General features: G+C 48.2%; 11 protein-coding genes. 6 read left to right on the plus strand and 5 right to left on the minus strand.

All coding sequences use genetic code 11. The features are described 5' to 3' along the window. Positions 1-2: 2 nt before the first annotated feature. The 5 genes from IE070_RS08220 to IE070_RS08240 form a co-directional block, all read right to left on the minus strand. Positions 3-734, minus strand: coding sequence for a Crp/Fnr family transcriptional regulator (locus IE070_RS08220; RefSeq protein ID WP_189482321.1), 732 nt, complete (start codon positions 732-734; stop codon positions 3-5). Positions 735-864: 130 nt separating this feature from the next. After that, entirely contained in the window at positions 865-9498 is an 8634-nt protein-coding gene (locus IE070_RS08225; RefSeq protein ID WP_189482323.1) for a GH36-type glycosyl hydrolase domain-containing protein, read from the minus strand. 185 nt (positions 9499-9683) lie between these two features. Further along, complete coding sequence (locus IE070_RS08230) at positions 9684-10439, minus strand: Crp/Fnr family transcriptional regulator (RefSeq protein WP_189482325.1); 756 nt, start codon at positions 10437-10439, stop codon at positions 9684-9686. A gap of 87 nt (positions 10440-10526) precedes the next feature. After that, positions 10527-10838, minus strand: a complete 312-nt coding sequence (locus IE070_RS08235; protein WP_189482327.1) for a BON domain-containing protein — start codon at positions 10836-10838, stop codon at positions 10527-10529. 83 nt (positions 10839-10921) lie between these two features. After that, positions 10922-11278: a BON domain-containing protein gene (locus IE070_RS08240; RefSeq protein WP_189482329.1), complete on the minus strand. Its 357-nt coding sequence runs from the start codon at positions 11276-11278 to the stop codon at positions 10922-10924. A gap of 173 nt (positions 11279-11451) precedes the next feature. Between IE070_RS08240 and IE070_RS08245 the strand changes: the two genes are divergently transcribed. From IE070_RS08245 to IE070_RS08270, 6 genes are all read left to right on the plus strand, one after another. Further along, a complete protein-coding gene (locus tag IE070_RS08245; RefSeq protein ID WP_189482331.1) occupies positions 11452-11850 on the plus strand; it encodes a PRC-barrel domain-containing protein in 399 nt (132 codons plus the stop codon). A gap of 122 nt (positions 11851-11972) precedes the next feature. After that, positions 11973-12401 carry a DUF4398 domain-containing protein gene (locus IE070_RS08250; RefSeq protein ID WP_229796986.1) on the plus strand — a complete coding sequence of 143 codons (429 nt, stop codon included), beginning with the start codon at positions 11973-11975 and terminating at the stop codon, positions 12399-12401. After that, entirely contained in the window at positions 12398-13279 is an 882-nt protein-coding gene (locus tag IE070_RS08255) for an OmpA family protein (protein ID WP_189482333.1), read from the plus strand. Before IE070_RS08250 ends, IE070_RS08255 begins: the two co-directional genes overlap by 4 nt. A 136-nt stretch (positions 13280-13415) precedes the next feature. Then, positions 13416-13562 carry a lmo0937 family membrane protein gene (locus IE070_RS08260; protein ID WP_189482335.1) on the plus strand — a complete coding sequence of 49 codons (147 nt, stop codon included), beginning with the start codon at positions 13416-13418 and terminating at the stop codon, positions 13560-13562. A 195-nt stretch (positions 13563-13757) separates the two neighbouring features. Beyond that, entirely contained in the window at positions 13758-15068 is a 1311-nt protein-coding gene (locus IE070_RS08265) for a DEAD/DEAH box helicase (protein WP_189482337.1), read from the plus strand. Positions 15069-15220: 152 nt separating this feature from the next. Further along, positions 15221-16426 carry an EAL and HDOD domain-containing protein gene (locus IE070_RS08270; RefSeq protein ID WP_189482339.1) on the plus strand — a complete coding sequence of 402 codons (1206 nt, stop codon included), beginning with the start codon at positions 15221-15223 and terminating at the stop codon, positions 16424-16426. The last annotated feature ends 87 nt before the right edge of the window (positions 16427-16513 follow it).

Here is a 16513-nt window from a genome sequence, read left to right on the forward strand (position 1 = left end):
GTTTACAGCGCTACGGCGCTGTTTCCCCCCAGTCTTTTTGTATAATCATCTCGCGTTATTTGATAACACTCGCACGCAATCAGCAGTAAGGCAGGTCGATTCAGTATTTGAATCGTACCTCGGCTATAACGAATGATTTGCTGATGTTGTAATCGGTGTGCTGCCACCGTGATACCACTTCTTCGTACCCCCAACATATCGGCTAAAAATACCTGCGTGAGATACACCTGATCGGCATGAGCGCGATCTTGACTCATCAATAACCAGCGCGCTAATCGCTGCTCTAATGAATGGAAATGGGCACAGGCGGCACTTTGTGACAGTTGCTGCAATAACACGAATAGATACCGCTGAAAAATCTGATGCAGCTCAGGATATTGCTGTAATAATTGTTGAAACAGCACGACCTTAATGCGCCAAGCCATGCCCGAACCTTGAACAATCGCTTGTGTGGGTACCGCGATGATCCCGAGCGTTAAAGTCACGCCTAGCATTCCCTCATTACCAATCAGTCCCATTTCGAGGGGCTTATGCCCTGTTACTTGCGTAACAAGGGAGATAAAGCTACTAACAGGAAAATATACATGCTGATAATCTTGATGCGGTTGACATAAAATCTCGCCAAAAGTAAGTTCAACCGATTCACTGCACGCTAGTAAGGATCCTCTTACCATCGTAGGCAGTAATGCTAATAAGCGGTTATTGACCTTAACAGGCTCAATTAAAACAGTCATATGTATACCTTAAGCACAGTGATAGGCCAGAGGGCACAAGACAGGTGCAGTACCATCTCGTCCAAGCATTTTGTCATAATCCAGGGTGTGATTCTGTGCGCTACAGCACGTAATCACACCATGGCACAGCTTAGGGTAAACGCCACTCAAGCCGATGCTGTTGGTTATCGAGCGGCAGTTGTAAACAATGTGGTGTTAAAAATAGCGCCGAGGTTGCGGGCACAATAACATCATCCAAATACGCTGCTGTTGCTGCAGTTGGCGTGGTTTGTCGATGCAGCAGGCTTAAGTGGTATTGGCTTTGGCCCAAGGTAACCGTTGCCTTGAAACCTGGCCAATGGCTGGGGAGGCAAGGAGAGAGTTGGATAACGTTACCATGTCGAGTTAGGCCTAAAATACCCTCTAATCCCGCTTGATACATCCAGCCTGCGGCGCCGGTATACCAACTCCAGCCGCCTCGGCCAACATGAGGGGCTTCAGCATAGATATCAGCTGCTACTACATAGGGCTCAACTTTATAACGCTGCACGCTACTGGGTGAAAGGGCATGATTAATAGGATTCACCATATTAAACAAGCGGTGTGCGTTATCCCCTTGTTGCAGCTTGGCGTACGCTAAAATCACCCACATGGCCGCATGGCTGTATTGCCCTCCGTTTTCACGTATTCCTGCCGGATAGCCTTTGATGTAACCCGGGTTTCTTGCACTGTTAACAAAAGGTGGCGTAAACAGTAATAGCAGTTGTGCATCGGGTTTTACTAAGCGTTTGGTCACTGCTGCCATCGCTTGGCGCGCGCGCGCCGGATTGGCGGCTGAAGATAAAACGGACCAAGATTGCGCAATCGAATCAATTTGGCATTCTTCACTGTCACGACTTCCCAGCCAACTGCCATCATCGTAAGTGGCGCGCTTATACCATTCCCCATCCCAAGCCTGTGTTTCCAGTGCAGCTTGTAATTGCAGGCTATAGGTTTGCCAAGGTGCAACCCGTGTTGGATCGTATTTGACGGCCAACGGAATAAACAGGGCTAAGGTTCGCCAGATAAACCAGCCTAGCCAGACACTTTCTCCCTGACCCTTTGCCCCCACCTGGTCCATGCCATCGTTCCAGTCACCGCTGCCGATTAAGGGTAACCCCAAAGTGCCGGTTAAGGTAATGGCTTGGTCTAAGCCGCGTGCACAATGCTCAAACAAAGAGGCCTTACAGTCTGTGGGCATTGGCTGAAAAAACGCATCATGTTGGCTAGGATCAAGCACGGGGCCTTGTAAAAAGCTGATGGGTTCCTCAAGTACAGCCTGATCACCACTGCTTTCAATATAGCGGGCGGCAACATAGGCTAGCCATACGCGATCGTCAGAAATACGGCTACGCACACCTTGGCCAGAATGGGGTAGCCACCAGTGTTGCACATCGCCCTCAACAAATTGGCGTGCAGCGGCGCGCAGCAAATGTTGTCTTTGGCGGGCAGGATCGGCAAAACTCAGCGCCATACCATCTTGCAGTTGATCACGAAAACCATAAGCGCCGCTTGCCTGATAAAATGCGGCTCGAGCAAAAAGTCGGCAGGAGATTGTTTGGTAGAGAAGCCAGCCATTGAGCATAATATCCATGCTTCGATCAGGGGTGCTGACATGAACTGCGCCCAATTTTTCCTGCCAGAAAGCCTTAACGCGTTGCAATACTGTGCTCAGATTAGTTTGCCGATAACGGGCTACCAACGCTAAGGCCGCAGCGGCATTGTCGGCTTGGCCAAGCAGAAATAGCATTTCTATCCGTTCGCCAGGGGCTAGCGTAATGCGTTGTTGTAATGCCGCACAGGGATCGCATCCAGCGCTGCTGTTGGCTTGCAGTGGCGCACCACGCAATAACGCTAGCGGGCTTTGTATGCTACGATTACGGCCAATAAATTCAGTGCGGTCTGCTGTCCATCCGGCTAATTCGGCACCCAAGGCGGCAAAGGCAACTCGACCGGGTAACGCCGTTTGCCAGGGATTACTGACTAAGAGCACTTCGCTATCAGCATCAAAACTGGATAATAAATACGGAGAAGTGGCCCCTCGCTCACGGCCTAATACCCACTCGTTATAAGCGGTCAGGGTAAAGGTGCGGCTTTTATTCGATTGGTTATGCACGCATAACCGCGAAATTTTTATCGGATCGTCCACAGGTACATACTGCAGCAAACTTAGGGTAATACCGTGTGCTTGATGCTGAAAGTGGCTATAACCGAAACCATGTGTGGCTTGATAATCGCCGCCGTCATTCAGCGGCGCCGCAGTGCTGCAGAATAGATGACCTTGTTCTTCATCACGAAGATACATTACCTCGCTACAGGGATCGAGAATCGGATCATTTGACCATGCGGTGAGTTGATTTTCCCGACTACTTTGCGCCCAGCTATACCCTGCACCGCTGGCTGAAACCTGAAAACCAAAGTCTGCATTAGCAATCACATTTAGCCAAGGCATGGGGGTACGCTGCCCTGCTTTTAGTAGGATGCTGTATTCGCGTCCCTCGCAGGCAAAGCCCCCCAAGCCATTAAAAAACTCCAGTTCGTCCGCCTGATAGCGAGCTCTTTGGTGTTCTGACATATCCGATAGCACAGGGGGATACTTTTTACGCTGGCCAGGATGCCAAACCGATGGTGCGGTGGTTAAGATCATCCTGTCTAATTGCCGATTAAGCATACCGCGGCGAGCATAAAGGACCACGCGTGCGACGGCAGCAAGCAATGCCCGATTCGCTACCGTCATTAAATCGGCGCGTAAAAGATACACCGAGCCTGCCGCTAACGGTAAAGATGCCCCAAGTTTACTTTGGCTGCTTCGGATAAGGGTTTCTATTGCCGAGTGTAATTGCTGCATATAAGAGGTGGCGCGTTCATTAATAATAACTAAATCCACAGCAAGCTGTTTCATCCGCCAGTATTCATGTGCCCGCAACAATTGTTGAACGGTATCAATATCTTGAATGTCGTCAATATGCAGTAAAACAATAGGTAAATCACCTGAAATACTATGTTGCCACAAACCTGATTGCGCACCAGCACCACGTAAAATCGCTGCTGCAGGGGCTCTGAAGCGCTGATCGTTATATAACAACGGACCGGTCAATCGTTGAAAGTCTGCTGCTTCTGCTACGCTAACCGCTAAATGACGTAACTGAACTTGAGCTTGTGTCCAAGCTAACATGGCTGCACGCCCATAAGCGCTGCGCTCATTATGTTGTTCAACCAGGTGTAATACCTCTGCACGCGAGTGTCCAACAAGGGTCCAGAAAGCCACACGCAGCCACTTTCCCGGTGCCAGTTTTACTTTGTGTCGCAGTGAGATGATGGGATCTAATACGGTACCATTGCTGTTCGCCATCGATTTATTTGAGGTCATCGCATCAGCCTGTGACAAGCTGGTGCCAGCACCGAAAAACAGCGCGCGATTAGTTTCATACTGCGCTACATGAGGCGTATGATCGCCTAGCGTCTCTTCGATAACGGCAAAATGGGCCAGCCAGAGCGGTTTTTCAGCAGCAGAACGCAGCCTACGCGTTGCCAAAATAGCGTGATACGCGTCGACATATTCTGTTTGTACAAATAACTTCGAGAATGCGGGATGTGCATTGTCGCTGCTTGCGGTGTTTAAAACCAATTCGCTATACGATGTTAGCTCAATCTCACGTTCGAGTGGGCTATGATTCGACAAGGTGATCCTTCGTACTTCACCATCATGTTCGCTGGAAATTAAGATATCCAAGGTGGTCGTAAGGTCCGGTTGGCGTAAACAAAACTCGGCATGATCCTCACTAAATACGGCACTGTAATGATGGTTAACGGGAATGTTTTTAGTCAGATCAAGCGGTTGTAATGTAGGAGACCAACGTGCACCCGACACACAATCGCGCAGTAAGATATAGCTACCCCAAGGATCACAACTACTATCCTCACGCCAGCGACTGATCGCTAAGCCGCAATAGTGGCTATAGCCTCCCCCTGTTGCTGTGAGCATCACCGAGTAGCGGCCATTAGATAAAATATGTGCCAGCGGCGCGCCGCTTGCGCTAGGATTGAGATGACGTTCAGTGAGTGGCTCTGTATTCATCACACTAGACGCGATATGCACTTCTTCTGCTTTAGGGTGTGCATGTACCACATTCTGCGGTTGTCGCTCTTGCAATAATAATTCGCATGCTTGAATCATTGGTTCGCGATGAAAACGGCTGCGCATTAGGCCTTGCTGTAGAGTATTGGCAAGCGCAATTAATGTCATGCCTTGATGATGCGCCATCACACTTTGGATTAACACTGGGCCGCTCTGATCGGGCAGTCTGGCGCGTGTATAATCTATCGCTTCAAAAAAGCCATACATACTCAATGCGCCAAGCTCTTGTAATCGCTCAAAGTTTGTATAGGCAGCGGGTGCATCCACCATGGCAGCTAAGGCCGTGGCATATGGCGCAATAACAACGTTTTGTGCCAGCCCACGTTTGAGGCCTAACCCTGGGATGCCAAAATTTGAATATTGATAATTTAACGCTAAATCTCGCGCATTATAAGCCGATTCGGATATACCCCAAGGTACTTGCAGTTGTTTGGCATAGCGAATTTGCTGTGCAACAATCAAGCGGTTACTTTGTTCTAGCAAGCTATTGTCGGGGGCGCGCATCACCAAGGAGGGCATCAAGTACTCGAACATAGAGCCTGACCAGGACAACAAGGCGGCCCCTTTGCCAATAGGGGTGGCGATTCGCCCCAGACGAAACCAGTGTTTATTTGACACATCGCCTTTGGCTATGGCAAATAAACTGGCGAGTCGCGCCTCTGATGCGAGTAGATCATAACAACTATTGTCCAATTGATTATCGGCTAAGTTAAAACCAATAGAGAGTAAGTTGCGCTCGGTGTTCAGTAAAAATCCAAAGTCCATGGCCATCGCGAGATCTCGGGCGTGCCACGCTAGAGCGCCTAAACGCTGCTGTAATTGCTGCTGTTCTACAAGCGTTGCCTGCTCGTCGGCCGCATGCTCAGCCAACACTATATTGATTGCTTGCAGATAAAAGTACAGTGTTTGCGGCGTTTCTACGGGCTGAGTACTCACCACATCATACTGGCCACCTAGGGCGAGGGCACTATGGCTTAAGATCATCAGATGATCGGCATAGGGCGTTAAGGTTTTTGCCTGTTCCAGCAGTAAGGCCATTTCGCTAAGTTGAGTCGATAATGCCGTGTGGGCCGGCAATGTGGAGAGCGCTAATGTCGCCAGTTCCAGATTATCTGTAATACCTTGCAGCGTCTGCGGTGCGATGCGTTGCTGCTGCCATTCATCGCAAGCATTGGCTAGCGCAATTAAATGTCCCGCTAAATTACCACTATCTACCGAGGACACATAGGCAGGATTGAGCGGTAGTAAGGTTTGTGTATCGTACCAATTGTAAAAGTGGCCACGATATCGGTTCAGCAATTGCAGTGTTGCCATGCAAGCTTCTAGCCGTGTCACACTGGCTAGGGTACCGATCCAGCCAAAGTCACGCGCGGCAACGGTAGAGAGCAAATAAACGCCAATATTGGTGGGCGACGTGCGATGGGCGATTTTAGTTTGTGGAAGAAATTGCACATTATCAGGGGGTAACATATTGTCATCCACACTGACAAAGCGCTCAAAAAAGCGCCAAGTGCGGCGTGCGATTAAGCGTAGTGCTTGCTTTTGTGTGGCCGTTAACGCTGCCACTTGGTGTAGTGCTGTTGGTAAGCTTAACCAGTAAACTAAAGCAGGTGCTAGCAGCCAAAGCACTAAAAAAGGTATTAACAGGAAAAGATTATGGGGTGCCTGCCCTATTACCACTAAGCACAACGGCAGGAGTAAGCATAAGACCGGACTCATTTGGCGATAAAAACCCAGTAACGTAGCGCGCTTGTGATTCGCAACATGTGCTGCCGACATCCATTGCAGCATATGCTGATGACTAACACTGAGGCGCCATAATGTTTGGCCAATCGCATGTAGCATGCGCCATGCCTGATCGGCCAGTAGGCTTAATGTAAGAAGGGTATAGCCGATCTTTTGGGTGAGCACTCGATGAAGGTGATTAAGATGCTGTGGCCATGCGATAGCAGAATACGGCAGCGGACGCATGTTCGGCCAGAACTTAAGATGTTGCGGCAACAAGACTGGAAGCAGTAAGCCCGCCAAGAGCAGTATTACTGCGGTGAACGCTGTTGTGGCGGGCAGTAACATGGCCACAAATAATGCCAGTAAAAAAGCAGGGGCCAGCAGGGAGCGGCGCAGATTGTCACGCATTTTCGAGCGGCCTAGAGGCGATACATTGTGAGAGGTTTGACGCTGCAATAACCAGGGTAACAGTTGCCAATCGCCGCGTGTCCAGCGATGTGTGCGCTGCACGGCGTTGTCATACCGTGTGGGGAAATCTTCAATCACTTCAATATCGCTAACTAATCCAGTGCGCGCAAAACACCCCTCAAATAAATCGTGGCTCAGAATAGTATTATCGGGTATGCGCCCAGCTAACGACGCGGTAAACGCATCAACATCATAAATACCTTTACCGGTATAAGAGCCTTCTGAAAACCAATCTTGATACAGATCCGATATGGCTGCGGCATAGGGATCTATGCCGGCAGGACCCGACGTTAAACGTTGATAGCGAGAGCCTTGTGTACCATAGGCTAACGCTGGGGTGACTCTGGGTTGTAAAATTCCGTAGCCAGCAATCACGCGCTGTTGTTGAGGATCATAGTGCGCTTGGTTGAGTGGATGTGCCAGTTTACCGATCAGACGCAAGGCGGTATCGCGTGGCAGTTGCGTGTCGGCATCCAAGGTAATGACATAGCGAACCGCGTCAGGAACCTCAGCGGAAAGTAGTGGCAACTCCGGACTGGCAGATAAAAAATGCTGCTGTCCTTGGCCGCGCAAGCATTGGTTGAGCTGCATCAATTTGCCTCGTTTGCGCTCCCAGCCTATCCATTTTTGTTCTGCTTGATTAAAGAGCCTTGGTCGATGTAATAAATAAAAACGTTGAGGCGATCCGGCTAGCGAATAGCGTTGGTTTAGCGCTGCAATGCCTAGACAAGCCGTGTGTAAAAGCGCCTGATCGGTTGGCAATGTTGCCTGATCTGCATCGGTAAAGTCTGATAAGAGGGCGAAATAAATTTCACCGGTTCCCGCTGCTAAATAATGGATTTCGAGTCGAGCGAGTTGTTGTGCTATATCGTGCTGATCTGCTATCAACGTAGGAACTACCAGCAAGGTGCGCAAAGAGAGCGGTACACCTTGTTTTAAAGCAAGCGCAGGCAGTAATGTCGGTGGATAAAGCCAAGAGGCAAGACGATGCATTAGGGCATTTGCCAGCTCAGTGGCAGGAAATATGCCGATCAACATTAACAAAATTACAGCAAAAGGTGTGGTGGTGCTGAGTAAAAATGCGGCTAGGCCAAGCCATGATGCGGTCAAGAACCAAAAAATACTGCGATAGCCTTGAATACCATACTGGCTTATCAGTCGCCGCAACCGCAGGCCAAGAGGGGTTTTACACCCCAGTTGTTTCTCAAAAGCCAGACGGCCGTCACCGATTAAATAATAGCCAGGATCGCGTTCGCGCGCCGTCTGAACACCGGTGTCATCATCAGTCGCCTTGCTAGCAAAAAGCAGTACCTGTTCTGCAACATGTTGCTCTGAGCACGTTGCGCGACGCGCTAATTGTTCAATTGCGTTTCGATAAAGATTGCGGCTTACAAAATCCATCTCTGAAAACGGGCTGCCGGCGTTTAAACAAGCATCGACCAAACTGACTTTTTCAAATAATTCCGCCCAGTTAATGGCAGAAATAGTGCGCAAGCTGGTAATCACATTTCGCACGCTGACATTGGATGCCGCTTGGCGCTGAATAACGCGTGACACCACCTCGTCAGCATCGGTTGTTTGTAATTGGAGCCGTTGTTCTAACCATTGCAGTGCCGGCGTGGTAAAGGGATCATGATCGCGCAGACGTTTAATCAATTGCGCAGTAAAATCCTCATTAAGTATGGCGTGGTGCCATTCGCTTAACCCTGCCAATAGCAGGCTATCGGCGGTCGCTGGCTGCAACAACCTATCTGCCAGTTCATCTGCGGCGGCCCGCTCGGCTAAACCTAAACTAATTTCATCGGTAAGACGTCGTAAGTTTTCAATTAAAACACTACGTAACGTAATAGCGACCGCCCAAAGTTCGCCAATGCTTAAGGGATGGATGTCTTGGTATGCCTGCAAAAATCGGCTAAAAATATCTGGATCGAAGTGGCTATCAGTATGAGCAATATAGGTCCATGCTAGGCTTAAAACCCGGGGATAACCTTGAAAAGGGCCTTCTGCCAGTTTGGGCAATTGTCGATAATACCCAGAGGGTAAATCGGCCCGAATTTCGCTAATTTGTTGTTCAACAATATGGTAGTTATCCAACAGCCACTCTGCCGCTGGAACCATATTGTGCCCAGTGATTAATGCTGCAGCACTGCGCCTATATGCGGCCAACAATACGCTGGCGTTGACCTGTAAGCGCTGTTGTAAGGGATTGTCACAAGGTGTTAGCCAGCCTGTGATGTGTCGTATTGGATCTTGTAGATGGTGTGTGGCTGCTAACGTTTTTGCTTGTGATTCTAAGCGCTCAACGCTTAACAATTCTGCTCGGATTGGGTTTGTTTGTTGCCAAAGTAGGGGCGTAATATGCGTTTTTAGGCGCTGCACAATGCGCGCAGTCGCATGAGTTACTCTTTTCATAAACCGCCTTGTCAACTCGTATGGGGATTTCTTGGATAGCGCTGAGTGTAAGGGAGAGGCGCCAGCATGTCGGTGCGTTGCCGTACATACATGCTGCGAAGAATGATTATTGTGGGTAAGGAAGCGAACAGGGGAGTCAGTGATTGTTAACGCGTTAATCGCGTCGTTACGTTCCTCTTATGGCGTCACAGCGGTGGACGTTTATAGGGCAGCAAGCGATCGGTTTCGGTTTTAACCACCGCATAACATTCACAACACAGCTGTTCTAATTTGGGGCGGTTTAATACCGTAATATGGCCGCGGCAATAATCAATTACCTGCAATTTGTGTAAACGCCCTGCGGCTTCTGTCACGCCTTCACGCCTGACGCCAAGCATATTAGCTATTAGTTCTTGCGTCATCACTAAGTGGTTTCCCTCTAGTCTGTCTAATGACAACAGCAACCAACGACATAATTGTTGATCAATATTGTGATGGCGATTACACACCGCAGTTTGGGCCATTTGGGTAATTAAGGCTTGAGAGTAACGAAGCATTAAATGAAGCAGTTCACCGTGACGATCGAGCTCATCTTTCAGCCGTTGCCCTAATAATCGATAAGCCCAGCCTGCACTTTGCACTACGGCGCGGCTAGTTGTGCTTTCACCGCCCATAAATAAGGCGATACCAATCATCCCTTCGTTGCCAACGACTGAAATTTCAGCGGAGGCACCGTTCTCCATCACATAGAGTAATGACACAATACAATCTGTAGGAAAATATACATAACGTAAGGTATCACCCGACTCATATAGTACCTTGGCCAGTGGCATTGGCACGCGCTCCATGTGCGGAAAAAGGCGTTCTTGTACGGTTTGAGAAAGTGCGCCAAGCAGATGATTCTGCGTTGGCGGAGAGTCTACTGTTTTGCATAACGTAGAATTTATTATCGATCCTTGCATGTAGCATCCGTTCCAATTTAAAAGTTCCGATTACATAGTATAGTCAACCGGAGGCGCAGTATGTGCGTTAGCGCACATACTGCAAAATTACTTGATCCTAATATCATTTTTAACCGAGCTAACACCCTTAACGGCGCGGGCGACACTCGTGGCTTGTGTTATTTCCGCGCGTGAACTTACAAAACCGCTTAATTGCACCACGCCTTTAAAGGTTTCTACGTTAATTTCGGCGGCACTAAGCATTTTATCCTGCATAATCGCAGTTTTTACTTTGGTGGTGATCACGGTGTCGTCAATATATTCGCCTGTACTTTCGCGGTTATTCGTTGCACCGCAACTGGTTACAGACAACATCAGCAGGCTAATAAGCAGTAAGATTGTAATATTTAAAATTTTCATAAGAGGTTGCTCCGTTTATCAGAAAAAACAGCACAAAAGTTAGCGTGTTGTGCTGTCGTTTTAGTGCGCTCAGGCTATTGGTATTAATAGGATGTGCCAGCACCGCTTAATACAAGATCATTACTTACCGCTTTAACGCCTTGTATGTTACGTGCAATTTCTTCTGCTTTGGCGATATGTTCTGGTGTCGCCACGCGACCACTTAATCTCACTTTGCTTTCCAGTACCGCAACACTTACATCGCCATTTCGAAATAAAGGATCGCGTTGTATGGCGGTATTCACTTGTTGTTCCAAAATACTGTCGGCGGGCACATTCGCTGTACTCGTTGGGGTATCACTGGCCGCACCGGTGTAAGTAGGTTGTTTACTCGTGCCATCGCAGCCGGTAAGCAGCAATGGCAAACTCAGTATGATGTATATAAGTGGTAATGTTTTCATGATGGTCGCCTTGTGTGTGAATGGAAAGGCATAGTAGCAAGTGGCTAATAGAAGTCTCTGTGCGTCATCGCACAGAGTGAGATAACGCGTGGATCTATACTGCTGCGTGAACTGACGTTGGCAACGTGCCAACTGTTAGAGCCTGATGTTCAGGCGTGGATATGGAGCAACATATGAACTATGAAATGCGTGATCCTTTTGGCATGTACAACGAAGTGAAAGCGGGGCCAGGCCCGTTTTTGATGGGCGCAAACACCTTAATTGGGAATGATGTGTATAACCATAAAGACGAAAATCTAGGCGACATTAAAGAAATTATGTTAGAGGTGAGCCAAGGTAAGATCAGTTATGCCGTGTTATCTTTTGGGGCGTTTCTGGGCATGGGTGAAAAGTTATTTGCAGTGCCTTGGCATGCGCTAACACTCGATACGGAAAACAAACGTTTTGTGCTGCATGTTGAAAAAGAACGTTTAAAAGATGCTCCAGGTTTTGATAAAGCGCAATGGCCAAATATGGCGGATAAAAACTGGGCCAAAGATGTCGATGCCTACTATCCGCCGTTTAGCAGATAACTGTCTTAATAAACGCGAATTAATTTTGGTGTTATGCGCGCTAGCGCACCGATAGTACGCCACTGTGCTGTCATAGTCGCAGGTGCCATCATTTGATGGTGCCTGATTCGCTGGAGTAACCCATGAACACCCCCTACCACTCTACAGCCGCACCGCCGACTCGCTCGATTAAGATCACGGCCTATTTTTTGGTGTTGTTGACCACGTCGCTGTTGTTATTGGGTGGCTGCGCTTCTGCAGATAAAACACCTACCGCAGAGCTACAAGCCGCAGACCAAGCTATTGCTCGTGCCGAACGCGCGCAAGTTACGCGATATAGCAGCATAGAACTTAATAATGCCCGCACAGAAATAAGCGCGGCGCGCGTGGCAGTGTTAGAAGAAAATCTGCCGCACGCTAGGCGTTTAGCGTTACAAGCGCAAATCAGTGCCGAGCTCGCGATGGCAAATGCAGAATTGATCAAAGCCACCGCGATTAATCAAGATATGCAACGCAGTATTGAGGTATTACAACAAGAAGCACAGCGTAATCTGTCGGGAGTGAAATTATGAATTTGCTACGTACCCATCATAAAACGTTACTGGCACTTAGTTTAACTGGCCTATTTTTAACGGGCTGCGCCAGTGCCCCAACTAGCCCAGATGGCGCAGCCAATTTGCGCCAACAATTAACCGCATTACAAGCGGAGCAGCAATTATCGGTGCTAGCGCCTCTCGCGATTAAAGAGGCTGAGCAAGCGGTGCGGGTTGCTGAACAACCGGAGCAAGATCTCGCCTTAGCAAAACACCGCGTGATAATGGCCGAGCGTAAAGTGGCCTTAGCCCGCTCGCAGGCAGAAACACGACAACTTGAATTACAGCGCACCGCCTTGAGTCAACGCCGTGACGAGGTGCAACTTGATGCGCGTACCCGTGAAGCCAATATGGCGCGCAGTGACGCGGATCGTGCGCGTGGGCAGGCGGATATGGCACAAGACGACGCCCGGGCTGCCCGCCAACGAGCCGACGCTTCAGAGGCTAACGCTGCCGATTTACGCGCAGAAATTGCCGAGCTTAACGCACAAACTACCGAGCGCGGCTTGGTAGTGACATTAGGCGATCTATTGTTTGATACCGGACAATTTAGCTTACGTGGTGGCAGTAATGTGCACTTAGATAAACTTGCACAGTTTTTGAACACCAATATCGAGCGCACTGCCATGATCGAAGGGCATACGGATGATGTCGGTGCTGATGCCAGTAATATGCTGTTATCGCAACGCCGGGCCGATACGGTTAAAGCGTTTTTGGTGACACAAGGTGTTGCCAGTAATCGTTTAACGTCGTCGGGAAAAGGTGAAGCAATACCTTTAGCCACCAATGCCACCGTGCAAGGGCGGCAACAAAATCGCCGAGTAGAAGTGATTATTGCAAATTTGCCTACGCAATAAATGGCCATAAGCTGATGAAATATTTGCGGATAATTGATGTCTGGCGTGAACATTTCGCGTCGAGAACTCGCACTATGAATCAGCATTTTTTGTTAATCGGTTATCTGTTTTAACCAACGTTTGCTGAGAGTAACTTATGTTAGAAACGATTATTATACTGCTGGTAATTTTATGGGCACTGGGTTTGGTCTCTTCTTATTCCATGGGAGGGCTAATTCATTTGCTGTTAGTGGTTGCTGTAGTGATATTAATTATCAGAGTGTTACGTGGCCGTCGATTGTAAAGTTGCGGCCCAACTGCGGTTTGGTGTACATGCTACAGAGGTGCGTCTTCAGGCCTATGCGAGGGTAATAGCGGTACGTTGTTGCGGTAATGTCTCGTGTTTTTGTGAAGTTTCAGGTAAGCTGCGCGCCCTTCATTCAGAAGGGCACTGCAGCTGCGGGCAGACATTTTCGCAGCCACTATTGCGGGAATACGCATGCAATTTACAGATTTACCGCTGTCAGCGGAATTATTAAAAGCCGTGGCAGAAAAGGGCTACACTGTACCTTCACCCATTCAGCAACAAGCCATCCCTGCAGTATTAGCTGGCCGTGATTTAATGGCAGCTGCGCAAACGGGTACCGGTAAAACCGCCGGTTTCACGCTACCATTATTACAATTATTAGCCGAAGGTAAGCAACAAGGCCGTAAAGTACAACCTAACCAGGTTCGTGCGCTCATTTTAACGCCCACTCGCGAATTAGCGGCACAGGTAGCCGAAAGTGTTGAATTGTATGGTAAATATTTACCACTACGCAGCACGTTAGTGTTCGGCGGGGTGAAAATTAATCCGCAAATGATGGCGCTACGCAAAGGGGTAGATATTTTAATTGCTACGCCAGGCCGCTTAATGGATTTATACCAGCAAAACGCGGTACGGTTTAATCAATTAGAAGTACTGGTATTAGACGAAGCCGATCGGATGCTGGATATGGGGTTTATCCGCGACATTAAAAAAATTCTGGCGCTGTTACCTCCTAAGCGGCAAAACTTACTGTTTTCAGCGACCTTTTCAGAGGAGATCCGTACCTTGGCTAAGGGGTTATTACATGAACCCTTAGAAGTGACGGTTACGCCCCCCAATAGTACCGTAGAGCGGATAGAACAATGGCTTTATCCGGTAGATAAAGCTCAAAAAGCCAATTTACTGATCCAGCAAATTAAACTGCACAATTGGCAGCAAGTATTAGTGTTTACCAAAACTAAACACGGTGCCAATAAGCTTACGTTATTACTCGAAAAAGCTGGTATTACTGCCATGGCCATTCACGGTAATAAAAGCCAAAATGCTCGCACCAAAGCCTTGGCTGAATTTAAAGCCGGTAGTGTTCGCGTGTTAGTGGCTACCGATATTGCAGCACGTGGTTTGGATATTCAACAATTACCGCAAGTGGTCAATTTTGAGCTTCCCAATGTGGCCGAAGATTATGTGCATCGTATTGGTAGGACTGGCCGTGCCGGTGCTGCGGGTTTAGCGGTATCACTGGTGTGTGCAGAAGAGATGAAAGAACTTAAAGGCATAGAGCGATTAATCAAGCAAACGATTCCAAGGCAAATTATTGCCAGCTTTGCACCGATGCAGCCGTTACCCGATACCGTGTTAAACACCGCACCGATTAAACCTAGCCGCCCGAAAAAACCAAAGCCTTATCAAGCACAACGTGCAACAGCAGCGAAACCTGCAACAGCAGCAAAACCTGCAACAGCAGCAAAACCTGCAACAGTAGCAAAACCTGCCAGTCGGTAATATTGTAGTGGCAAATGATTGAGCGCTTGCAGCGATTAAGGTGAATTACTATGACAATAGGCGCGTAACGGAGTACAAATATCCGATTACGCTCTTGTGTCGGTGTAATATCTGCATATACTCAAGCGAGTTGTATTGAGGAGCGTACCTTTATGTATGGTTATATTGCGCGTCAGCCCATTTTTAATGTAGCCAGAGAGACCATAGGGTACGAACTTCTATTTCGCGATGGTGAAGCCAATGCGTTTCCACTAATTGATGCCGACGAAGCCACTTCAAAATTAATTATGCAACACCACTTGATGCTAGGCGTAGAAAAAGTGGCCGCTAACAAACTCGCCTTTATTAATTTTTCAGAAGAAACCCTGCTGCATCATTTCCCTACGTCGATAAAACCCGAATCCATGGTTATTGAAGTATTAGAAACGGTGCCACCCAGTGCGGAATTGCTGCATACCGTGCAGTTTTTGAGTGAGCAGGGCTACAAGCTGGCGCTAGACGATCATGATTTTGATCCTAAGTGGGATCCCTATTTGCCTTATATTACTTACTTAAAAGTTGATATACAGCAGTTTAATTTACTGCAAATTAGCCGGCATTTACGCCGCGTTGCACATTTTCCGTTTACGTTGTTGGCCGAGCGAGTTGAAACCGCAGAACAATTTGAAAAATTAAAGCTGCTGGGATTTCAATTATTTCAGGGCTACTTTTTTGCTCGTCCAGAAATGCTGAAACAAAAACAGCTAAATTCAAACAAAGCGAATTTATTGGCGTTAATGGCAGAAGCGTCAGCAAAAACGTTAGACTTTGAGCAGTTGGCCGATATCTGCCAGCGTGATTTGGGATTGTCCTATAAGTTACTGCGTTTTATTAATCACAGTGGCCATAGTCAGGCAATTAGCTCAGTTAAACACGCCATGGTGTATATGGGCGAGGCTGAGCTGAAGAAGTTTTTAGCATTATTGGCGCTTGCCAATTTGCAGGATGGTGCGCCCGACGAACTGCTGCGCCAATCATTAGTGCGCGCACGTTTTTGCGATGCCTTAGCCAATCACAGTAAGTTAGCCGCAAACCCGCCCAGTAGTTTTTTGACGGGGTTATTTTCCAATGTACATCTTATTGTTGAGCAGGCGCAAGACGAGCTGTTAGCACAATTACCCTTAGTATCAGCAGTTAAGGCTGCTTTGTTAACGCGCGAAGGGCAGTTTGGGCACTTCTTAAAACTGACCGAAGCCCTGGAACAAGCCAATTGGCCGCTTACCGATGATCTGCTAAAAACCTTACCGGCGGGTGCAGAACTTGCCCCCTTATACTTAGATGCCGTTGCCTGGGCCGAGAGTATTTTAAAGCAAGTGTAGCCTGTTCTTGCTTGGCAAAGCGGATGCAAGCGCGGCAAAAGCACGCATTGCATACGTATGCACCAAAAAAATGCATAACCTTTACGC

This window comes from Alishewanella tabrizica (assembly GCF_014652375.1).
In the GTDB taxonomy this organism is placed as follows: Bacteria; Pseudomonadota; Gammaproteobacteria; order Enterobacterales; family Alteromonadaceae; genus Alishewanella; species Alishewanella tabrizica.